The organism is Plantactinospora sp. KLBMP9567 (genome assembly GCF_033446045.1).
Lineage (GTDB): Bacteria > Actinomycetota > Actinomycetes > Mycobacteriales > Micromonosporaceae > Plantactinospora.
Genome location: NZ_JAWQRR010000023.1, coordinates 18,064 through 38,231 on the forward strand (window position 1 = coordinate 18,064; position 20,168 = coordinate 38,231).

At 73.4% G+C, this 20,168-nt stretch carries 19 protein-coding genes; 6 read left to right on the forward strand and 13 right to left on the reverse strand.

Features of this window, described 5'->3' with window-relative positions; all coding sequences use genetic code 11:
• Positions 1-28 precede the first annotated feature (28 nt).
• Together R6Y94_RS19235 and R6Y94_RS19240 are read right to left on the reverse strand one after the other, a co-directional pair.
• Positions 29-1,498, reverse strand: coding sequence for an MFS transporter (locus tag R6Y94_RS19235; protein WP_318397264.1), 1,470 nt, complete (start codon positions 1,496-1,498; stop codon positions 29-31).
• Positions 1,499-1,572: 74 nt separating this feature from the next.
• Positions 1,573-2,343 carry a hypothetical protein gene (locus tag R6Y94_RS19240; protein ID WP_318397265.1) on the reverse strand — a complete coding sequence of 257 codons (771 nt, stop codon included), beginning with the start codon at positions 2,341-2,343 and terminating at the stop codon, positions 1,573-1,575.
• Positions 2,344-2,625: 282 nt separating this feature from the next.
• On the opposite strand from R6Y94_RS19240, the gene R6Y94_RS19245 reads away from it, so the two are divergent.
• Both R6Y94_RS19245 and R6Y94_RS19250 read left to right on the forward strand, forming a co-directional pair.
• Positions 2,626-3,090 carry a hypothetical protein gene (locus tag R6Y94_RS19245; RefSeq protein WP_318397266.1) on the forward strand — a complete coding sequence of 155 codons (465 nt, stop codon included), beginning with the start codon at positions 2,626-2,628 and terminating at the stop codon, positions 3,088-3,090.
• A 137-nt stretch (positions 3,091-3,227) separates the two neighbouring features.
• Entirely contained in the window at positions 3,228-3,812 is a 585-nt protein-coding gene (locus R6Y94_RS19250) for a DUF1684 domain-containing protein (protein WP_318397267.1), read from the forward strand.
• A gap of 46 nt (positions 3,813-3,858) precedes the next feature.
• Here R6Y94_RS19250 and R6Y94_RS19255 read toward each other — a convergent pair whose 3' ends face one another.
• From R6Y94_RS19255 to R6Y94_RS19265, 3 genes are all read right to left on the reverse strand, one after another.
• Positions 3,859-4,467 carry a general stress protein gene (locus tag R6Y94_RS19255; RefSeq protein WP_318397498.1) on the reverse strand — a complete coding sequence of 203 codons (609 nt, stop codon included), beginning with the start codon at positions 4,465-4,467 and terminating at the stop codon, positions 3,859-3,861.
• Between the two features lie 222 nt (positions 4,468-4,689).
• Complete coding sequence (locus R6Y94_RS19260; RefSeq protein ID WP_318397268.1) at positions 4,690-5,526, reverse strand: helix-turn-helix transcriptional regulator; 837 nt, start codon at positions 5,524-5,526, stop codon at positions 4,690-4,692.
• A 138-nt stretch (positions 5,527-5,664) separates the two neighbouring features.
• Entirely contained in the window at positions 5,665-7,053 is a 1,389-nt protein-coding gene (locus R6Y94_RS19265; RefSeq protein ID WP_318397269.1) for a glycoside hydrolase family 6 protein, read from the reverse strand.
• Between the two features lie 249 nt (positions 7,054-7,302).
• On the opposite strand from R6Y94_RS19265, the gene R6Y94_RS19270 reads away from it, so the two are divergent.
• Entirely contained in the window at positions 7,303-8,358 is a 1,056-nt protein-coding gene (locus R6Y94_RS19270) for a sensor histidine kinase (RefSeq protein WP_318397270.1), read from the forward strand.
• 12 nt (positions 8,359-8,370) lie between these two features.
• On the opposite strand, the gene R6Y94_RS19275 is transcribed toward R6Y94_RS19270, so the two are convergent.
• The 3 genes from R6Y94_RS19275 to R6Y94_RS19285 form a co-directional block, all read right to left on the reverse strand.
• Positions 8,371-9,738, reverse strand: coding sequence for a cation:proton antiporter (locus R6Y94_RS19275; RefSeq protein WP_318397271.1), 1,368 nt, complete (start codon positions 9,736-9,738; stop codon positions 8,371-8,373).
• 49 nt (positions 9,739-9,787) lie between these two features.
• Positions 9,788-11,944, reverse strand: coding sequence for a SpoIIE family protein phosphatase (locus R6Y94_RS19280; protein ID WP_318397272.1), 2,157 nt, complete (start codon positions 11,942-11,944; stop codon positions 9,788-9,790).
• 102 nt (positions 11,945-12,046) lie between these two features.
• Positions 12,047-12,259 carry a hypothetical protein gene (locus R6Y94_RS19285; RefSeq protein WP_318397273.1) on the reverse strand — a complete coding sequence of 71 codons (213 nt, stop codon included), beginning with the start codon at positions 12,257-12,259 and terminating at the stop codon, positions 12,047-12,049.
• Between the two features lie 232 nt (positions 12,260-12,491).
• Between R6Y94_RS19285 and R6Y94_RS19290 the strand changes: the two genes are divergently transcribed.
• Positions 12,492-13,715 carry an MFS transporter gene (locus R6Y94_RS19290; RefSeq protein WP_318397274.1) on the forward strand — a complete coding sequence of 408 codons (1,224 nt, stop codon included), beginning with the start codon at positions 12,492-12,494 and terminating at the stop codon, positions 13,713-13,715.
• 6 nt (positions 13,716-13,721) lie between these two features.
• Here R6Y94_RS19290 and R6Y94_RS19295 read toward each other — a convergent pair whose 3' ends face one another.
• From R6Y94_RS19295 to R6Y94_RS19310, 4 genes are all read right to left on the reverse strand, one after another.
• Positions 13,722-13,982 (reverse strand): hypothetical protein, encoded by a 261-nt coding sequence (locus tag R6Y94_RS19295; protein WP_318397275.1) that lies wholly within the window; start codon positions 13,980-13,982, stop codon positions 13,722-13,724.
• A 142-nt stretch (positions 13,983-14,124) separates the two neighbouring features.
• Entirely contained in the window at positions 14,125-14,586 is a 462-nt protein-coding gene (locus tag R6Y94_RS19300; RefSeq protein ID WP_318397276.1) for an SRPBCC family protein, read from the reverse strand.
• A 61-nt stretch (positions 14,587-14,647) separates the two neighbouring features.
• Positions 14,648-15,058 (reverse strand): DUF2795 domain-containing protein, encoded by a 411-nt coding sequence (locus tag R6Y94_RS19305; protein WP_318397277.1) that lies wholly within the window; start codon positions 15,056-15,058, stop codon positions 14,648-14,650.
• Positions 15,059-15,106: 48 nt separating this feature from the next.
• Positions 15,107-16,093, reverse strand: a complete 987-nt coding sequence (locus tag R6Y94_RS19310) for a YihY/virulence factor BrkB family protein (protein WP_318397278.1) — start codon at positions 16,091-16,093, stop codon at positions 15,107-15,109.
• A 178-nt stretch (positions 16,094-16,271) separates the two neighbouring features.
• Here R6Y94_RS19310 and R6Y94_RS19315 point away from each other — a divergent pair, with 178 nt between their 5' ends.
• Positions 16,272-16,694 carry a ChaB family protein gene (locus R6Y94_RS19315; protein ID WP_318397279.1) on the forward strand — a complete coding sequence of 141 codons (423 nt, stop codon included), beginning with the start codon at positions 16,272-16,274 and terminating at the stop codon, positions 16,692-16,694.
• A gap of 84 nt (positions 16,695-16,778) precedes the next feature.
• On the opposite strand, the gene R6Y94_RS19320 is transcribed toward R6Y94_RS19315, so the two are convergent.
• On the reverse strand, positions 16,779-18,218 hold the full coding sequence (locus R6Y94_RS19320; protein WP_318397280.1) for an aldehyde dehydrogenase family protein: 1,440 nt from the start codon (positions 18,216-18,218) through the stop codon (positions 16,779-16,781).
• A gap of 130 nt (positions 18,219-18,348) precedes the next feature.
• On the opposite strand from R6Y94_RS19320, the gene R6Y94_RS19325 reads away from it, so the two are divergent.
• A complete protein-coding gene (locus tag R6Y94_RS19325; protein ID WP_412102818.1) occupies positions 18,349-19,941 on the forward strand; it encodes a phytoene desaturase family protein in 1,593 nt (530 codons plus the stop codon).
• The last annotated feature ends 227 nt before the right edge of the window (positions 19,942-20,168 follow it).

Sequence of the window (20,168 nt, forward strand, 5' to 3'; positions counted from 1 at the left end):
GCTGGCGGGTCCGGCATTCCCCTGACGATCAGGAGCGGAGCGCCGGGTCTCCGTCCGGCACGGTGCCGAACCCGATGTCCGGACGGCTGCGCCCACCCGGGTCCGCACCGTGCGGCGGCTGGTCCGGAGCCGGGCTCGCCAGGGTCGGGCTCTGCGGCGTCGGACTCTTCGGAGTGGGGCTTTCCGGCGTCGGCCTCTGCGGAGTCGGGCTTTCCCGGGTACCGGCTCGACGGGCATGTCGGGCCGACCGGAGCGCGACCGGACCGACGCCGAGGCATAGCACGGCGGCGACGACCAGCGGCAGGCGGTGGTCCGGCAGGACCAGGGCAGCCCCCACCGGGGTGGCGATCGCGACCGGTGCGAAGAGCAGGGTGTTGACGCTGCCCGAGACCCGCCCGAGCAGCGCCTCGGGAGTCCGGGACTGCACCGCCGTGACGGCGGCCACCAGGGTCCAGGGCAGGCCGATCCCGACCACCACCGAGCACGCCACGGCCGCCGGAGACCAGGGAACGGCCCGGCCGAGCGTGCCGAGCGCGAACAGGGCGGCGCCGAGTACGCCGACCGCGAGGCTTCCCCGGGTACGCAGCAGCCGGCCGACGACCAGGCCGCCGAGCAGCGATCCGGCGCCCTGCCCCGAGGAGAGCACTCCGACGAACGCGCCGGGCTGGTGCAGGTCCTCGGTGACGACGGCGTAGACGGCGGCGGTGGTCAGCCCGGACATCGCGATGGTGACCGATCCGACCAGCACGGACGTCCGCAGTTCGGGATCCCGCCACAGGAAGGCGACACCGGTTGGGACGCGCCGTTTCCGGCCCGGCCGCCGCGTGCCGCGCTCGGCCGGCTCCGGGGGTGCCGGGGGCCGGTCGGGATCGGCCGGTCCCGACCGGCTGCCGGTGGAGCGGTCCGGCGGCGACGGGAGCCGGGGACGGATCCGGAGCAGGGTGTAGAGGCCGGCGGCCAGGGCCAGCGCCCCGGCGGTGAGCGCGGCCACCGGATATCCGCCCTGCCAGGCGAAGAGTCCCGCACCGACCAGTGGGGCGACCAGTTTCACGCCTTCCTGTGCGCTCGTCCGCAGTCCGTTGACCCCGCCGAGGGCAGCCGGTGGGAGAGCGGCGGGCAGCAGGGCGTTCTCGGCGGCGTCGACCAGGACGAGGCTGGTGCCGTAGCCGAGCAGCACGAGGTAGACGAGCCAGACCTGGGCGTCGGTGCGGACCGCCAGCAGCGAGAGTACGGCGAGCGCGGTGAGCAGGTGGGTCCAGACGATCAGCCGCCTGCGGGGCAGCCGGTCGACGAGTGCACCGAGGACAGGGCCGAGCAGTGTCGGCGCGAAGAGGCAGAGGCCGGTGAGCGCGGCCAGGCTGCTGGATCCGGAGAGGTCGAGAACCCACACCCCGGCGGCCACGTTCAGCGCGGTACCGCCGAATCCGGAGGTCAGCGAGATGCCGACGAAGAGCAAAGTGTTGCGCCGCTTCGGGCTGCGCCATCGTCCCGCACGCACGGTTCGACCTCCGCTGATTGAGTCACAGAGACTCACATCTTCGATTGATCAGTCGTGGTGCGTCAACCAAAACTTCAGTCGGGCCGACTCAACTTGCCGTCGGTGTCCCCGGCTCGCCCGGCTTCGGACGCCGGGCTGGCCTGGTCGAGTGCCTGGCGGAGCCGGTGCAGTGCGTCCGGCAGCGCCCCGCCGAACTGCTCGGCCGGGACCCGTTCGAGGTCGTCGACGGCTCGGGTGGCCAGCGCGTACAGCCCGCCGGGATCGGCGGAGCCGGCCAGTCCGAGCGTGGTATGCGCGAGTCGGACCAACGGATGCCAGTCGTCCCGGTCGGGTTCCGTGCCCAGTTGGCGGTGCGCGGTTACCACTGCCGCCCGGAGTCGGCTGATCTCTGCCCCGAAGGCGGTGTCAACAGATTGTTGACGCTTCCGTTCGACACGTACCCGGGCCGGGTCGCGGGTCGCCGCGCCCGAGAGTCGTACCCAGCGCTGCTCGGCCGCCTGTCGGCTGGCCAGTCCCAGCGCGGTGGCGATCTGGGCCCAGCTCGCCCGCTGCTCCCGGGCGGCCTCGACGAGCCGCCGTTCCGCCTCGTCCAGCCCGGCCCGCAACCCGCCGAGCCGCCGTAACGCGGCCAGTGGCTCGGGCCGGCCGGCACCGGCCCCGGACGCGGCGGCCAGCACGGCCGCGTACGCGGCGAGCCGCCGGTCAACCTCGTCCGCCGGCCCGGTCGTCGACGGAGCGCCGCGATCGGGTCCGGTGGTCGAGGGTCGTGGGTCGGGTTCGATGGTCGAGGGTCGCGGCGGGATCCTGTCGGGGAACTCGTCGCCGGGCCGGTCCTCGGGGCGCATTCGGGCATGATCCCGGCCGGGCGAGCAGCTTGTCAACACATCGTTGACGTGACTTATCGTTTCACGGTCCACCGGGCAGCGACCTCCGCGCCGTCGTCTTCCGTCTCGTCGGTCTCCCGGAAGCCGAGCGAGGCGTAGAGGTCCCGCCGGATGTGGCCCGCCGAGGGGGGACGGCGATGGAACGGCGAAACGCCTGTGCGTTTTCTGTGCGGATTCTGTGCAGTCCGGCGGGCACGATGCCCAGATCGCTTAATCGATCATCCTCTTCAAGGAGGTCCAGGTATGGGCAGAAAACTGAGGGCATCGTTGCTGGTCGTCGCGGGCGCCGCGGCGTTCGCCTTGGGCGCCACTCCGGCAGCGGCACACGCGGGAACGGTCCAGGGTCAGCAGCAGGACCAAGCGGTACGGATAGAGATCGAGCCGCAGGGCGAGCTGGTTACGGCGGCCGCAGGATGTCCCGTTTCCGCCTACGGCTACTCCGGTACGGCCATGTGCGGCACCATCGCCCTGGTCTGTTCCTGGGACGAGGCATTCGTCATCGCGCCCAGCCGCACCATCTGGCACGCCTGGCCGGGTAGCGGTGGCTGGAGGGAGATGCCCAACAACGGCCGCGCGGACAACATGTGGGACTGCTACCGCAACGGCGACGGCCAGCGTCAGGTCGAGGTATGGACCGCTGCCGACAACGTCTACTACAGCTACTACAACGGCGGCTGGCGCGGCTGGTACTACTACCCCGGCTCGTGAGCACCGTCGGTAGTGCGCCGGGCTGGCACCGGCCCGGCGCGCTACCGGCGCGGGCGCGAACCGGCCGCTTCGCCGCTGTGCCTGTCGGTCAAGTACCGCCGCCACCGCGGTAGACCGCCGCCGCTAGGCTCGGTGGAGTGGAGGAACTGGAACTGGCGGACTGGCGTGAGCAGGTGGCCGGGCTCTACCTGTCCGACCTTGACCTGGCCGGATTCCGGGCGGCCCGGGACGCACTCTTCGCCGGGCATCCGCAGTCGCCGATCCCGCTGGCCGAGCGGGCCGGCTTCACCGGCCTGCGCTACTTCCCACCCGAGCCGTCGGCCGCGGTCGACGTGCCGGTACGCCCGGCCGCCGGCACGTTGAGCATCGACACCGGCGGGCCGGACGGCGTGGTGCACTACCGCCGTTCGGGCATCGCCGAGACTCCATGGGGGCCGCTGACCCTCTGGTGGATCGAGGCGTACGGCGGCGGGCTCTTCCTGCCGTTCCGGGACGGTACCGCAGGCCGGGAGACGTACGGCGGCGGGCGCTATCTCACCGACACCGTCAAGGGCACCTACGGCCGAGGGCTGATCGTGCTGCCGGGTGGCCGGCTACGGCTGGACTTCAACTACGCCTACAACGCCTCCTGCGCCTACGACGACAGGTGGGCCTGCCCACTCGCTCCGGAGGAGAACCGGATCGCGGCACCGGTCCGGGCCGGCGAGCGCGTCTACCACTGACCGGCCCGGCCGGCGTCGCACGCTCCACGACGATGCCGGCGTCCTGTCAGCCGATGGCGCCGGCCGGCCGCTGGCCCTGCCAGTTCATCCGGCCGATCAGCTGTCGCGCCTGGTCGGCAAAGGTCGCGTCGACGGTCACCGCGTACTGGTTGGCCCGCAGGCTGCTGGCCGAGGTGAAGTCGCGTCGGCCACCGGTCATGGCGTGCGCGATGGCACCGAAGATCGCACCCCAGACAGCACCGATGGCGAGTCCCACGAGGATGACGGCCCACCAGTTGCCGACCGTGAAGATGCCGAAGAGCAGGCCGATGAAGAGCCCGAACCAGGCACCGGTGGCGGCACCGGCCAACGCGGCCCGGGCGGTCGTCATCCGGCCCAGTACCGTTTCGACCAGGGTGAGGTCGGTGCCGACGATGGCGGCCCTTTCGACCGGGAACTCGTTGTCGGAGAGGAAGTCCACGGTGTACTGCGCCGATGGGTAGTCCGGGTACGAGGCGACCGTCACGGTGGACTGCTGCCCGGGCGCCGTCCCGCCGTCGCTGCTCGGCGCACTGAACTGGTCGCCGGACGGCCCGGCGGGTAGGTTGTTGCCTCCGGCAACACCCGGCATACCAGGCATACCGGACCGCCAGGCTGCCGTCGGGTTCCTGGACATCATGAATCAGCCTCCTTCGTCACGGCTCGATTTCCCGCCTGCCCCACTCGGTAACCCGCTCTGGCGGACGGTAAACGGAACGGCCCTGACGGGCGTGATGTCCGGTTCCGCCGTCGGTCGGTCGGGACCGCCGGCCGTGCAGGCCAGCGCGCGCGAAGACCGTCGCAGGGTCAGCGTGGGGGAGACCGTCGCAGGGTCGGCGCGGGGAAGTGCGTCGCAGGGTCAGCGCGCCGGGGCGCTGCCCACCCGGCGCTCCTCCTGCTCGGCGACCGAGCGGACCGCCGCCGCCGTGTAGTCGTCGAGCGGGAAGAACGACTCGACGGAGAGCTCCGCGACGGTGACGTCCAGCGGGGTGCCGAAGGTGAAGACGGTGCTGAAGAGGGCGAGCTCCCGGTCGCCGTCCCGGATCCGCAGCGGCACCACGACGTCACCCGGCCCCGGGATCTCGACCTCGGGCTCCGGCTGGTCGCAGGGGTACGCCCGCAGTTCGTCGTAGAGGTCGGTCAGCTCGGCGTCGCCGCTGACCGCGACCTGCCGGCGGAGCCGCCCGAGCAGGTGCGCCCGCCACTCGCCGAGGTTGACGATCCGGGGCGCCAGCCCGGCCGGATGCAGGGCCAGCCGGAGCGCGTTGACCGGCGGGGTGAGCAGCGGGGCCGCCGCGCCCTGGGTGAACAGGCCGATGCTGGCGTTCGTCTCGACCAGATACCAGCCCCGGTCCACCGCGATGGCAGGATAGGGCTGGTGGGCGGTGAGCACCTGGCGGACCGCCGCGCGTACGGCGGCCAGCGCCGGGGAGTCCAGTGGGGTACGCGGATAGATCGGTGCGTACCCGGCGGCCAGCAGCAGGTGGTTGCGCTCGCGCAGCGGCACGTCGAGTTGCTCGGCGAGCCGGAGCACCATGTCGCGACTCGGCATCGCCCGGCCGGTCTCCACGAAACTGAGGTGCCGGGTGGAGATGTCCGCCTGGATGGCGAGTTCGAGTTGGCTGAGCCGGCGTCGCTCGCGCCACTCGCGCAGCAGGTGGCCGACCGGTCGCTGCCACTGTCCGGCGACCGTCATCTCGTCATCACCATTCCGATCGTACGACCGGGTCGCTGGGGGCTGCGGCCCGGCCGGCCAGGTCAGGGGCGGTCTGCCCGGGGTGGCCGGGTCGCCGCCCGCGCGTGGCGGACGGCGACCCGGCCGGAGGGGACGGGGTCAGCTCGTGCAGGCGTTGCCGTTCAGGGCGTAGCCGGTCGGTGCGGCCAGGGTCCCGCTGTAGGTGCCCTGGAAGCCGACGCTGGTGGTGCCGCCGGTCGGCAGCGAGCCGTTCCAGGCGACGTTGCCGACGCTGAGCTGGCTGCCGGACTGGCTCCAGACGCCGTTCCACCCGTTGCTGTACCGGACGTTGGAACCGACGCTGAAGGTCAGGGTCCAGCCGTTGACCGCCGGCCCGTTGTTGGTCACCCGGATCTCGGCGGTGAATCCGCCGGTCCAGGAGTTGGCGGTCCAGGTCACCCGGCAGCTTGTGCCGGCCGGCGGCGGGGTGGTCGGCGGCGGGGTGGTCGGTGGCTGGGTCGTCGGCGGTGCCGTGGTCGGCGGCCCGGTGGTCGGCGGCCCGGTGGGTGGGTTGGGGGCGGCGATCGCCAGGTCGTACGCACGCTGCGGGACGAACTGGCCCGCACCGGCGATGCAGCCGTCCGCCTCACCCGGCAGCTTGATCCAGAACAGCGCGTCGACCGCCGGGTCACCGGTCTCCGTGGTGCTCGCGGTGCCGATCGCCCGACCGGCCGGGTCGCACCACTCGCCCCGGGGGTCAGGGCCGTTGCCGTTCCGGCTGGTGTCCACCACGATCTTCAGGTCTGGCGCGCCGGTGGCCGCGACCACCGCCTTGGCGTAGCTGACCGACTCCGCCGTGGTGCGGTAGTTGGAGACGTTGACCGAGATCCCGTCGGCGCTGTTGGCGATGTCCGCCGCGACCAGCCGGGAGGCCATCGCCGACGGGGTGAGCCAGGCCGAGTGTGCCGCGTCGAAGTAGACCCTGGCCTGGCTGGAGGCGGTCTTGAACGCCTTGCCGGCGTACGCCATCGACGCCTGGGTCTCGGCCTGCTGCGAGGAGTTCATACAGTCCGACATCAGCGCGAGTACGTCGGGTTCGAGGATGATGCTCGCCGGTCGCCCGTTCAGGCCGCCGGCCACCTGGTCGATCCACTGCCGGTAGGCGGTGTGGTTGGGCAGGCCACCGCTGCTGGCACCGCTACAGTCCCGGTTGGGGATGTTGTAGACCACCAGGATCGGGATCTTCCCGGCTGCGGCCGCGGCACCGACGAAGGCGTCGACCTGACCGCGTACGGTGCTGGGGTTGTTCTGGGTGAACCACCGGCCCTGCGGGACGTTGGCGATCCGGTCCCGGATGACGGCGGCGCGGGAGTCGTTGGGGTTGGCGGCGACCCAGCGTGCGGCGCTGGTGTCCGGGTCGACGTAGAACGCCGAGTCGGCGGCCTTGGCCGGGGTGGGGTTCAGCAGGCCGACACCGACCGCTGTCGTCGCGGCGAGTGCCGTGACGGCGACGACACCGACCGCGGCGAGCGCGGGTCTGAGGTGCATGCGGTACTCCCTTCGGGGCGGTGGGAGATCGAGGGGCATCGCTGGAAGCGCTCCCATAGACATCGACCACGGTAAGGCCATGTTGCGTCGGTGTGAAGCCCTGGTTTCGGACGTCGGTCATCGCCGCAGGTCACCGGCGTATGGACAGAGCCGTTCCGGCGGCCCTGCCCGCCGACCGTCCCACCGTACGGGAGGGCAACCGCACCTCGGCGAACCGGGCCGCTGACTCTGCGTGGCCAGATGTTGCCGATGCCGCGTACGCTGCTGGCGGAGGTGGGCAGTGAACGCGTCGCGTACGACGGGCGGGCGATGACATCCGAACCAGCCGCCCGGCCGGAGGCCGGAACGCTGCGGCACGACGCCCTCTTCTACCGTAGCGACGACGACTACGTCACTGGCATCCGCTCCTTCGTGGAGGCCGGGGTCGCCGCCGGGGAGCCGGTGCTGGTCGCGGTGCCCGGCAGCCGGCTCGACCTGCTGCGCACGGCCCTCGGCGCCAGCACCGAACTGCGCTTCGTCGACATGGCCCGGGAGGGGCGCAACCCGGGGTGGATCATCCCGGGAGTGCTGCACGCCTTCGTCGAGGAGCACGCGCCGGTCCGGGTACGCGTCGTCGGGGAGCCGATCTGGCCGGGCCGCGCGGTGCTGGCCTATCCCCGGTGCGTGCAGCACGAGGCCCTGATCAACATCGCCCTCGCCGGCCGGCCGGTCAGTGTGCTCTGCCCCTACGACGCGGTGCGGCTGGACGTGGACGTCGTCGCCGACGCGGCGAGTACCCACCCGTTCCTGATCCGGGACGGTGACCGGCAGGCCAGCGCCGGATACGGCCGCCCGGAGAGCGTGGTCGACTCCTTCAACCTGCCCTTTCCGACCCCGCCGTCGACGGCGTCCATGTTGTTCTTCGAGGCCGCCGGCCTCTCCGGGATGCGTGCCATGGTCGCCGCGCTGGCCCGGGAGGCCGGGCTCGACCCGGACCAGGTCGAAGACCTGCGGGTCGCGGCGAACGAGATCGCCACCAACGCCGTGGTGCACTCGGGGCGGCCGGCGGTGGCCCGGGTCTGGCTGGACGAGGACGGGCTGGTCTGCGAGATCACCGGCTCGAGCGTGCTGACCGACCGGCTCGCCGGCCGCCTCCCGCCGTCGCCGGTCAGCGACACCGGGCGCGGTCTGCTGCTGGTCAACTACCTCTGCGACCTGGTCCAGGTGCACACCGACAGCACCTCGACCGCCATCCGGCTGCACATGCACCGCCGGGTGGAGCCGGCGACCGGTCCCGCCCCGGCGACCGGGGCCGGACCCACCTGAGGAGCGGGGTGGTCAGTTCCGGGTCGGGCCGGACGGCCCGGGGGAGGCCGGTGCGCTCTCACCCGCGGGAGCGGGCCCGCGTGGCGCCGGGACTTCCACCGGCCGGTCGCCCCGCAACGGGTCCCCGGAAGCCGGCCCGGAGGTGCGATCCAGCCGCCGGTCCAGCAGTTGCATGACCGGGGTGGCGGCCACCCCGTGCACCACCACCGACACGACCACCACCAGCCCGGCCGTCGCCCAGAGCAGATCGGCGTCCGGGAAGTGCGCGTGCGTGGTGGCGTACCCGAGGTAGTAGAACGTGCCGACGCCACGGATCCCGAACAGCGCGATCACCCAGTGCTCGGCGGGCCGGCCCGGCGCGCCGAACAGCGACAGCCGGCCGGTCAGCGGGCGGACGACGAAGACCAGGGCCAGCGCCACCGCCACCGCCGGCCAGGTCAGCGGAGCGAGCAGCCCGGTGACCACCGCACCACCGAGGAGCAGCAGCAACAGCACGGTGAGCAGTCGCTCGACCTGCTCGGCGAAGTTGTGCAACACCTGGTGGTACTCGTGCGACCGCTCCGCTGCCCGGATCGCCCGGGCGGTGGCGAAGACCGCGACGAATCCGTAGCCGCCGACCAGCTCGACCAGCCCGTACGACAGGAAGGTGGCGGCCAGCGCGAGGAAGCCCTCCGAGTGCCGGGCCAGCCGCAGCCGCTCGGAGCGGGCCCGGAAGAACAGCTTGCCGAGCAGCCACCCCACCAGCAACCCACCGGCCACCCCGAGCAGGATCCGGTAGCCGACGTCCACGGTCAGCCAGCGCGCCAGCCAGTCGCCGGGGGCCAGCCCGACCGTGGCGATCGTGATCGCTGCGTAGACGAACGGAAAGGCGAGACCGTCGTTCAGTCCGGCCTCGGCGGTCAGCGCGAACCGCACCTCGTCCTCGTTGTCCTCGACGTCGGTCGGCTCGCCGACCTGCACGTCGGAGGCGAGCACCGGGTCGGTGGGTGCCAGCGCGGCGGCCAGCAGCAGCGCGGCGGCCGGCGCCAGCCCCAGCCACCACCAGCCGAGCAGCGCCACGGCGGCGATGCAGAGCGGCATCGCGACCGCGAGCAGCCGCCAGGTCGACGACCAGCGCCGTCGGCCGAGCGGACGGTCGATCTTGAGCCCGGCGCCCATCAACGCCACTATCACGCCGATCTCGGTGAGCTGGGTGGTGATCCCGGCGTGGGTCAGTGGATCCGGCTCGGGCAGCCCGAGCGGGAGCAGGAACACCAGCATGCCGAGGCCGAGGAAGGCGATCGGCATGGAGAGCGGGCGCCGTTCCAGCACCCGGGGCAGGACGCCGGCCAGCAGCGCGCCCAGGCCGATCAACGCGTACGAGGTAGCCGAGAGATCCACCCCGGGACCCTTTCCCCGCCGGGATGCTCCGCACGCCTGGGCGCAGCGGTCAGCCGCCCGGTCGCTCGCCGGTGCCGGCCGTCCCGGGAATCATCATCTCGAACCAGACCGTCGAGCCGCGTACCGTCGGATCGGTCCCCCAGGCGTCGCTGAGCTGCTCGATCAGCCCGAGACCCCGGCCCCGGCTGCTCAGTTTCTCGGTCCGGGCCCGGGTCACGGCGCCCCGGGTGCCGCTGTCGGCGACCGAGACCAGCAACCGCTCCGGGCTGAGGTCGATCTCCACCCGGGCAGCGGTGCCGGCGTGCAGCAGCGCGTTGGTGGTCAACTCGCTGGTGCAGAGCACGGCCGCGCCGACCACCTGCTCGGGCACCCCCCAGAGCTGCAGTTGACCGGTCATCCAGTGCCGTACCCGGCCCGGGGCGGTCGGCTCCGCCGGCACCTCCATGCTCGCCGACCGGCTGGGTGTGCTCGCGTGCTCGACGGCGAGGACGGCGACGTCGTCCTCGGTACTGCCCGGCACCGCGCCACTGGCCAGCGCGCAGAGCGTACGCGGGTCGCCGGTCGCCGCCCCGGCCATCGTGCCGGCCAGCGCCTCGAACCCGTCGGTCAGGCTCCGCCGCCGCCGCTCCACCACACCGTCGCTGAAGAGCAGCAGCGTGTCGCCGGGCGGAAACTCCACGGTGACCGCCGACCGCCGCCCGTGCAGCCCGAGCGGCACCCCCGGGGGCACCTCGACGTACCGGGCGGTGCCGGGCTGGCCGGGGGAGCCGCGCCGGATCAGCGGCGGGGGATGGCCGGCGCTGGCGATGGTCAGCCGGGCGGTCTCCGGCTCGATCAGCCCGTAGACCACGGTGACGAAGAGCTCGTCGCTGTGTGCCTCCGCACTCAGGCTCGCCACCAGCCGGTCCAGCCCGGCGAGTACGCCGACCGGATCGGGGTCGCTCAGGGCCAGCGCCCGCAGTGCGGCGCGTACCTGCCCCATCAGCGCGGCGGCCTGCACGTCGTGCCCGGCCACGTCGCCGAGGACCACCGCCAGCCGCCCGTCCGGCAGCGCGAAGGCGTCGTAGAAGTCGCCACCGGCCGCGTTGCCGTCGACCCCGGCGTCGTAGCGGGCGGCGATCCGCAGCAGCGGCAGGTCGGGCAGGTGCTCCGGCAGCATGCTGCGCTGGAGCAGTTGCGCCGTGCCGTGCTGGGTCTCGAACCGGCGGGCCCGCTCGGCGGCCTGGGCCACCAACTCCGCCGAGGCGGCCAGCAGGGCGCGCTCGGCCGGCGGCCAGCGGTGCGGCTGCCGGTAGCCGACGGTCAGCCCGCCGCGCAGCGTGGGCGTACGCAGCGGCAGCGCGGCCAGCGCCCTGATCTTCTCGTCGTGCCGGTCGACCGCGCTGTGCAGCATCGGCTGGCCGTCGCTGGCGAAGCTCGGCTTACCGCTGTCGGCGGTCAGCACCAGCGGGGCGGGCGAGTCGGCCGTGTGCCGGCGCCACAGCGGGGGAAGGCGCTCGTCGGCCTCGTCCAGCACCTCGCCCCGGATCCGCCGGACCAGCCGCCAGCCGCTGCCGTCGTCCACCCCGAACTCGACCTGGTCGGCGGCGAACGTCGAGACGGCGTTACGCAGCGTGACCCGAGCGACGTCGTCGAGGGTGAGCGTCCCGGCCAGCGCCGAGGCCAGCTCGCTGAGGTTCTGCAGGCGCTGGGTGACCTGGGTGGCCTCGGCGGCCACCGTGAGTACTCCGATGATCTTCCCGGTGGAGTCCCGGACCGGGGAGTAGCCGCGGGTGAAGAGGGCCTGCTCCGGTATCCCGGCCTCGTCGCGGACCAGCGGCAGCGGGGCGTCCCGCTCCAGGAACGGCTCGCCGGTCCGGTAGACCCGCTCGATCACGTCGCCGACGCCCGGCACGTGCCACACCTCGGCGAAGACCTCGGCCGCCGGCCGGCCGAACGCCTCCGGATGCTTGCCGGAGATCAGCTCGGCGAAACCGTCGTTGTAGACCAGCGTGAACTGCGCGCCGTACGCCAGGGCCATCGGCACCGGGGCGGAGAGGACCAGGTCGACGACCGCCCGCAGCGCCGGATCCCAGCGGCCGGGCGGACCCAGCGGAGTGTCCGGCCAGCGGAGGTCGGCCGGTGGCCCGACGGTGGGATCCGGAGTCGGCGGCGCACCGGCCACGGTGGAGGGGGGAGCGGGAGTCCGCCCGACCGTGCCTGGCATGCCAGCAGCCTAACCGGAGCCGCCGAATCCGCTCGTCGGACGCGGTCTGCTGGATCCCTGTGCTGCGCTGCGCCCGCTCGAATGCCCCGGCGCGGTTGGTGGCTAGTCGACCGAGCCGGCATCCACCGGACGGCGCCGCATGGCGTCGTCGGCCAGGATCACGGTGGCGACCATCAGCGAGACGCAGAGGCTGAACAACCAGGAGCCGTCGTCGACCAGGCGGGCGGAGACCGGGGCCTGCACCGCGGTGAGCAGGAAGGCGAGCCACGCGAGGCGACGCTGACGGACGGAGAGGAAACCAGGAGCCTGACGCATCCCGAAATTCTGCCCCGCCGAATGCCGGTCGCCGGTCCTCCGTTCGGACGAATTCGGGGCTGGTGTCCCCTTGATCCAGCTCTGCACGCTCCCGCCCGCCGTCGGTGGGCGTACCGACAGCCCGCACCACCGGCTCGGACGCTCCCGCCAAACCGACGGCAGCCTTGCCCGTACTGCCTATGACGGTGGCCACGGTGGCCAGTCGTGCCGCCGTCCGGCATGATCGGCGGGCGTGTCCACTCCCTCCCGCCGCCGGACGGGTCTCGCCGTACTCGTCCTGGCCTATCTGGCCTTCATCAGCCTCGGCCTCCCCGACGGCCTGCTCGGGGTCGGCTGGCCGTCGATCAGCGCCGAGCTGACGGTGCCGACCGAGGCGGTCGGGCTGCTGCTCACCTCGGGTACGGTCGGCTATCTCGTCTCCAGCGTGGTGGCCGGGTTCAGCATCGCCCGGGTCGGCGTCGGCTGGCTGCTGGCCGGGAGTACCGCCCTGGCCAGCCTGGCGCTGGCTGGCTATGCCGGTGCACCCGAGTTGCCGATCATGATCGGCTGCGCGCTGTTGCTCGGCCTCGGCTCGGGTGCGATCGACGCGGGGCTGAACGCGTACGCCGCCGGTGCGTTCGGGCCGCGCCAGATGAACTGGCTGCACGCCTGCTTCGGGCTCGGCGTCGCCATCGGGCCGCTGGTGATGACCACCGTGCTCGGCGTCGGGCTCGGCTGGCGCTGGGGGTACGGCATCGTGGCCGCCGCCCAGGCCGGGCTGGCGCTGGCCTTCGTGCTCACCGTCCGCACCTGGGAGCGTCGGCGCCCCGTCGACGTCGACGTCGACGATCCGGCCCGCGAGCCGGCCGCCCCGGCCGGGCCGGTACGGATCGGTGCCACCCTGGCCCTGCCTGCGGTCTGGTTCGGCGTGCTGACCTTCGCGGTGTACGTGGCGATCGAGGTGGCCGCCGGACTCTGGGCCTTCCTGCTGCTCACCGAGGACCGCGGGGTCAGCGCGACCGTCGCCGGCCTCTGCGTCTCGCTCTACTGGGGCAGCCTCTTCCTCGGCCGGGTGGTGCAGGGCTTCGTCGCCGAGCGGCTCGGCACCCGCACGGTGCTGCTCGGCAGCATGTACGCGATGGCGCTCGGCTCCGCGCTCGTCGCGGTGCCCGGACCGGGCTGGCTCGCGGTCTCCGGCCTCGCCGTCGTCGGGTTCGGTGCGGCGGCGGTCTTCCCGCTGCTGACCCTCACCACCGCCGAACGGGTGGGGCAGCAGCACGCGGACCGGACGATCGGGTTGCAGATCGGGGCGTCCGGGTTGGGCGGGGCGATCATCCCGGGTGCGCTCGGTGTGCTGATCGGGCGTACCTCGGTCGAGGTGCTGGGGCCGGCGCTGCTGCTGCTATCGCTGGCCATGATCGGGCTCTACTGGGCGTCCAGCCGCCGGGCGGGCCGGCACCCCGTGCCGGCCGGCTGACCCGGATCAGTGCGGGCCGGTGCGCCCGGTGGTCGACGGCCGGTACCGGCGCTGCTCGTCGCTGCGTTGCGCGGCCTGCTCCTCGTCGTACGGCTGGTCGGGATCGTCCGCCTCCGCGCCGTGGCCGAACGCCGACTCCGCGCCCGCGTCGTTGCCGGTCACGTCGTCGACCTGCCCGTCAGGCGTCGACGCACCCATCGCCCCTTCCAGGTCGCGCAGCGGCAGCCGCTCCTCGTCGCGCCAGACGTGCCTGTCCCTGTCGGTCATACCTGTCGCCCTACCCGGCCCGGCCGAGGGGCAAACACCGCCGACCCGGGCCGTACCCGGCGGTGCGGGACAATACGACGGTGACCACCGGGAGGGGGCGGACCCCTGCCGGCGGCCACCGGGCGTCGTATCCGGACCGCAGTTACGGCTGCGGCCGGGCGACCGCGCCGCGCCAGGCACCGGTCTCGGTGCCGCGCCGCTCGATGAACTCCTTGAACCTGTCCAGGTCACCGGCGACCCGCCGGTCCACCATGCCGAGCTTGTCGCCGGCCTTCTCGGTGACCCCCTGCGGCTCGAACTCCATCTGCGCGGTGACCCGGGTGTGGTTCTCGTCGATCCGGTGGAAGGTCACCACACCGGCCTGCCGGGTGCCGTCGGTCGAGGTCCAGGCCACCCGTTCGTCGGGTAGCTGCTCGGTGATCCTGGCGTCGAACTCCCGGTTGACCCCGCCGATCTCGACCTTCCAGTGCGTCATCGTGTCCGACATCTGCCGGACCTCCTCGACGCCCTCCATGAACTGCGGAAAGTCCTCGAACTGGGTCCACTGGTCGTACGCGGTCCGGATCGGCACCGCCACGTCGACGGACTTGGTCACGCCACTCATCTGGCATCCTCCTTGTCGGTCGGTCTGGGTTCGGCCCCTGTGCCGGTGAGTTCGGGAGCAGTCACCAGCGATGGGTCTCGTTCGGGTGTCCGAGCGCGGCCCACACCTCGGAGACGGTCTGGAACTGGGTGCCCGGGGGCAGCCGGTCCAGTTGGGCGAGGATCTCGTCCGGCGCCTCGTTCTGCTCCGCGCTGCGTCGGAGGCCCTCCCGGTCGCCGGGCAGGGCGGAGAGCGGGATGAACCGGCCCAGCCGGCTCCGCTGCTCGACCTCCTCCGAGGTCATCCCCTGCGGCGCACCGGCCCGGGTGTCGTTGCCGGGCGCCCTGGTCACGCCGGGTTGGTCCTCCCCGGCCGGCTCGGGATCGCGCCACTCCTCGGCGCGACCGCCGATGGAGCCCTGCACCGTGCCCTGCACCTCCCGGTCCATCTGCTCGTCCAGGCGGGGGCCGTGCTTGCTGTTCCCACGTTCCATGTCTAATGCGCTACCCGAGGGGAATCGCGCTAAACGGCATCGGGGACGTCACCGCGCTCCGTCCGCCGGTGATTTCGGCGGCAGCGCGGGCTCCACCGGCTCCTCGGCGCCGCCCTGGCGGGCCCGGCCGCGCTGCACCTCGGCGTTGATCTCCACGCCGAGCATCACCGCGCAGTTGGAGAGGTAGAGCCAGACCAGGAAGGCGATGACCGCCCCCAGGCTGCCGTAGGTGACGTCGTAGGAGTCGAACCGGGAGACGTAGAAGCCGAAGCCCGCCGAGACGACGGCCCAGGAGGCGAGAGCGACCGCCCCACCGACGGTGAGCCAGCGGAACCGGGGCTGCCGGACGTTCGGGGCGATCCAGAACAGCAGCGAGAGCAGCAGCATCATGATGGCCACCAGCACCGGCCACTTCGCCACCGTCCAGGCGGTCCGGGGCGCGTTTCCGAGCCCCAGCCAGTCGCCGACCGCGTCGGTGACCGGACCGCTCACGATCAGCCCGGCGGCCACCACCGCGAGCAGCACCAGCGCGATCGCGGTCAGCCCGAGCTGCAGCGGACGCAGCAGGTAGAACGGCCGCCCCTCGGCGACCCCGTAGATGGCGTTGGAGGCCCGGGTGAACGCGCCGACGTAGCCCGAGGCCGACCAGAGCGCCGCCAGCACACCGAAACCGAGCAGTACCTTCGCTGACCCCTGGTTGTCGACCACGTCCTCCAGGACCTTCAGCACGGCGTCGTTGGCCACCACCGAGCCGGCGCCGACGTCCCTGGCGAGCCCGGCGATCGTGTCGATGGTCTGCTCCCCGTTGGAGACCAGGCCGACCAGCGCGACGATGACGATCGCGGACGGGAAGAGCGCCAGCACGCCGTAGTAGGTCAGCGCGGCGGCCCAGTCGGCGCAGTTGTCCGTCACGAAGTTCCGCACACTGCGGACCAGTACGCCCCGCCAGGTCGACCAGTGCAACTGGCGCAGCCGCCCGGGGAGGTGGCGGTCCGGCCCGCGTACCGCCGGGACCGGTTCGGTGGTCGACGCCATGCTCGCCCCCTCGTCGGTGGGGCCAGCCGGGTGCGCGGTCGCGTCGCGGCTGGGGTTGCGCTGCCCGGTACCCAGGGCGGGAACTGGACAAACTCCCGGCCACGCGGCGGCGTGGTTTGCCGACGGTGGCTCGGGAAACCGAACGAGGAGACAGGAGACGATCCGGAGGAGGAAGATCATGCCCGGACGCGAGGTTCTGCCGAGCACCCTGCGGCGCTCGCCGCAGAAGGCCCAGGAGACCTGGGCGAAGACCCACGACTCGGCGGTCGAGACGTACGGCGAGGGGCAGCGGTCGCACCGGACCGCGTTCGCCTCGCTCAAGCACTCGTTCGAGAAGGTCGGTGACCACTGGGAGCCGAAGGGGCGCAAGGGCCCGAGTGACGAGCAGGCGGCCGGTGGTGGACCGGCGCGGCGCGCACCGACCGCCGGTGGCGTGGACGCCAACGCCCCGAAGGAGCACCTGATGGACGTGGCGAAGCGGCTCGACATCAAGGGACGCTCCCGGATGACCAAGGCCGAGCTGGTCGGCGCGATCCAGAAGGCGAACAACCGCAAGACCACCGCCTCCCGTGGGCGGGAGAAGGGCCGTAACCGACGCTGACCCGCGCGGGTCAGCCGGTCACGGGTGGGGTCAGCCGGGCGGGCGCGGGTCAGTTGGTTACGGGTGGGGCAGTGGCCGCCGGGCTCACCACCGGCCGCCCTCCCCACCCGGCCCCTCGATGTGCACCACCTTGGTGGCGGTCAGCTCGTCCAGCAGCTCCGGGCCGTACCCGAAGCCCTGGCCGCTGCCGCCCCGGGGCTCGGCGGCGCCGCCCGGTGCCCCGCCGAAGACGGCATTGATCTTCACGGTCCCGACCGGCAGCTCCCGCCAGGCCCGCTGTGCGTGGCTCATCGACCCGGTGAGCACCGTCGCCGCCAGCCCGTACGGCGAGTGCGACGCCCTCGACAGTGCCTCGTCGAACGACTCGACCACCATCACCGGGGCGACCGGGCCGAACGTCTCCTCCCGCATCACCGCCATCTGGTCGGTGCACTCGGCGAGCACCGTCGGCGGGTAGAAGGAACCGGGCCCGTCCGGGACGGTACCGCCGGACAGCAGGTCGGCACCGTCCGCCACCGCCGCCCGGACCTGCCCGTGCACGTGGTCGCGGTGCAGGCGGTCGACCAGCGGCCCGAGTTGGGTGAGCGGGTCGCGGCCCGGTCCCGACCGCAGCGCCTCGGCCCGCTCCACCAGGGCGGCCAGGAACCGGGTCGACACCGACCGGAGTACGTAGATCCGCTCCACCGCGACGCAGAGCTGCCCGGCGTTGGCGAAGGCACCCGTGGCGGCCTGTTCGGCCGCCCAGAGTGTGTCGACGTCACCGTCGACGACCATCGGGTCGCTGCCGCCGTTCTCCAGCAGCGCCTTGGCGCCGGACCGCGCGCAGGCGGCCGCGATCGACCGGCCGGTGGCGGTCGAGCCGACGTGCGCGACCACGTCGACCTCCTGGCCGGCCAGCGCGGCACCCACCGGGGCGTCGCCGGTCAGCAGCGACAGCACCCCGGACGGCAGGTGCTCGTCGAGCAGCCGGGCGAGCAGCCAGCCGCTGGCCGTGCTCCGCTCGCTCGGCTTGTAGACGACGGTGTTCCCGGTGGCCAGGGCCGCGCCGAGCAGCCCGCAGGAGACCGCGACCGGGTCGTTCCACGGCGTGACGACGGCGACCACGCCGCGCGGCTGCGGCACCATCAGGTCGATCGCGTCGGCGTCGCCGCCGAGGGTTCGGCCGCCGCGGACGGGGGCGAGTTCGGCGTACTGGCGCAGCGTCGACACACCCGCCTGGACCCCGGCGCGGGCGGCGGCCAGCGGCCGGCCCATCTCGGCGGTCTCCGCCTCGGCGAGCCGGTCGGCGCACGCCTCGATCGCGTCGGCGGCGCGGTGCAGCGCGGCGGCCCGGTCGGCGGGTGCGGTCCGGGCCCACCGGGGGGCCGTCGCCCGGGCTGCCTTGACCGCCGCCTCGACCTCGGCCTCGGTGGCCACCGGCACCCGGCTGACCGGGGTACCGTCGGCCGGATCGACCACGGTCAACCACCCGGCGTCGCCGCTGCCGTCCCACACCCCGGCGATGAGTTGTTGCACCTGATACATGGAGCGCAGTTTGCCCCGGTCCGGGCGGTCCAAACTATCCCCGTTCGACCCGTACCCCGGTAGCTGGTGCAACCGGCCGGTGGCGGCGGGGCGGCCGGACGGGCCGGGATAGGGTGCTCGGGTGACGGTCCTGGGGGACACCGCCGACGCGGTCGTCGTCGGAGCGGGGCACAACGGCCTGGTCGCCGCGAACCTGCTCGCGGACGCCGGGTGGGACGTGCTGGTGCTGGAGGCGACCGGCGGGCCGGGCGGGGCGGTCCGGTCGGCCGAGCTGACGGCCCCGGGTTACCTGAGCGACCTCTACAGCGCCTTCTATCCGCTCGGCTACGCCTCGCCGGTGCTGCGCCGGTTGCGGCTGGACGGCTACGGACTGTCCTGGCGGCACGCGCCGGACGTGTTGGCGCACCTGTTCCCGGACGACGGCGCCGTGCTGCTCAACCGCGACCCCGAGGTAACCGCCGGCTCCGTGGCGCGGTTCGGCGCCGGGGACGGCGAGCGGTGGATCGAGGCGTACGCGCAGTGGCGGCAGATCTCCGCGCCCCTGCTCGACGCGCTCTTCACCCCGTTCCCACCGCTGCGCGGCGGCCTGGCGCTCGCCCGCCGGCTGCGTACCGCCGGGATGCTGCGGCTGGCCCGCCGGCTGGTGCTGCCCAGCGCCCGGCTCGGGGCGGAACTCTTCGCCGGCCCGGGCGGCCCGGCGCTGTTCACCGGCTGCGCGCTGCACACCGACCTCGCCCCGGACGACCCCGGTTCCGGAGTGTACGGCTGGCTGCTGGCCATGCTGGGACAGCAGGTCGGCTGGCCGGTACCGGTCGGCGGGGCGCAGCGGATCACCGACGCGCTGGTGGCCCGGCTGCGGGACCGGGGCGGCCGGCTGCGCACCGGCAGTGCGGTCGACCGGGTGCTGGTGGCCCGGAACCGGGCCGTCGGGGTGCGCTCGGCCGACGGCCTGCTGTGGCGGGCCCGGCGTGCCGTGCTGGCCGATGTGCCGGCCCCGGCGCTCTTCCTCGACCTGGTCGGCGCCGGGCGGCTGCCGCCCCGGCTGGTGGACGACCTGGCACACTTCCGCTGGGACGGCTCCACGGTCAAAGTGGACTGGGCGCTGACCGGGCCGGTGCCGTGGCGGGATCCGGCGGTGGCCGGTGCCGGCACCGTGCACCTCGGCGGCGACCTCGCCGACCTGCGCCGGTACGCGGCCGCGCTGCATCGGGACGAGTTGCCGGCCGACCCGTTCGTGCTGGCCGGGCAGATGACGGTGGCGGACCCGAGCCGCTCGCCGGCCGGTACCGAGTCGCTCTGGGCCTACACCCACCTGCCGTTCCGGCGGGAGTGGCGGGCGGAGGAGGTCGGCGCGCACGTCGAGCGGATCGAGGCGGTGCTGGAGCGGGCCGCGCCCGGCTTCGGCCGGCTGGTCAGGGCACGGCACGTGGCCGGGCCGGCCGAGTTGGCGGCCGGGAATCCGAGCCTGGTCGGCGGCGCGGTGGGCGGCGGCACGTCCGCCGCCTACCAGCAGCTCTTCCTCCGCCCGGTGCCCGGGTTGGGCCGGGCGGACACCCCGGTCGACCGGCTGTTCCTGGCCAGCGCGTCGGCGCATCCCGGGGGCGGGGTGCACGGCGGCCCCGGGGCGAACGCCGCCCGGGCGGCACTGGCCCGGGACCGCGCCCTGACCGGCCGGGCGTACGCCGCCGTGCTCGCCCGGGCGCAGCGCGCCGTCTACGCCTGACCCGCGCCGCTCACGTCCGGCCCACGCTGTTTCCGCCTGGCCGGCGTCGTCGGCGTGGGGACCGTGCCGGCAGGGGCGGTCCCGTCCGCCCCGGCGCCCTCGGCCGACTCCGTGACCTTCACCGAGTCGATGACCTCGGCCGACTCCGTGACCTCGGCCGACTCCGTGACCTCGGCGGATCTCGTGGCTTTGGTGGCCTTGGTGGCCCTTACGGCCTTGGCAGCCTT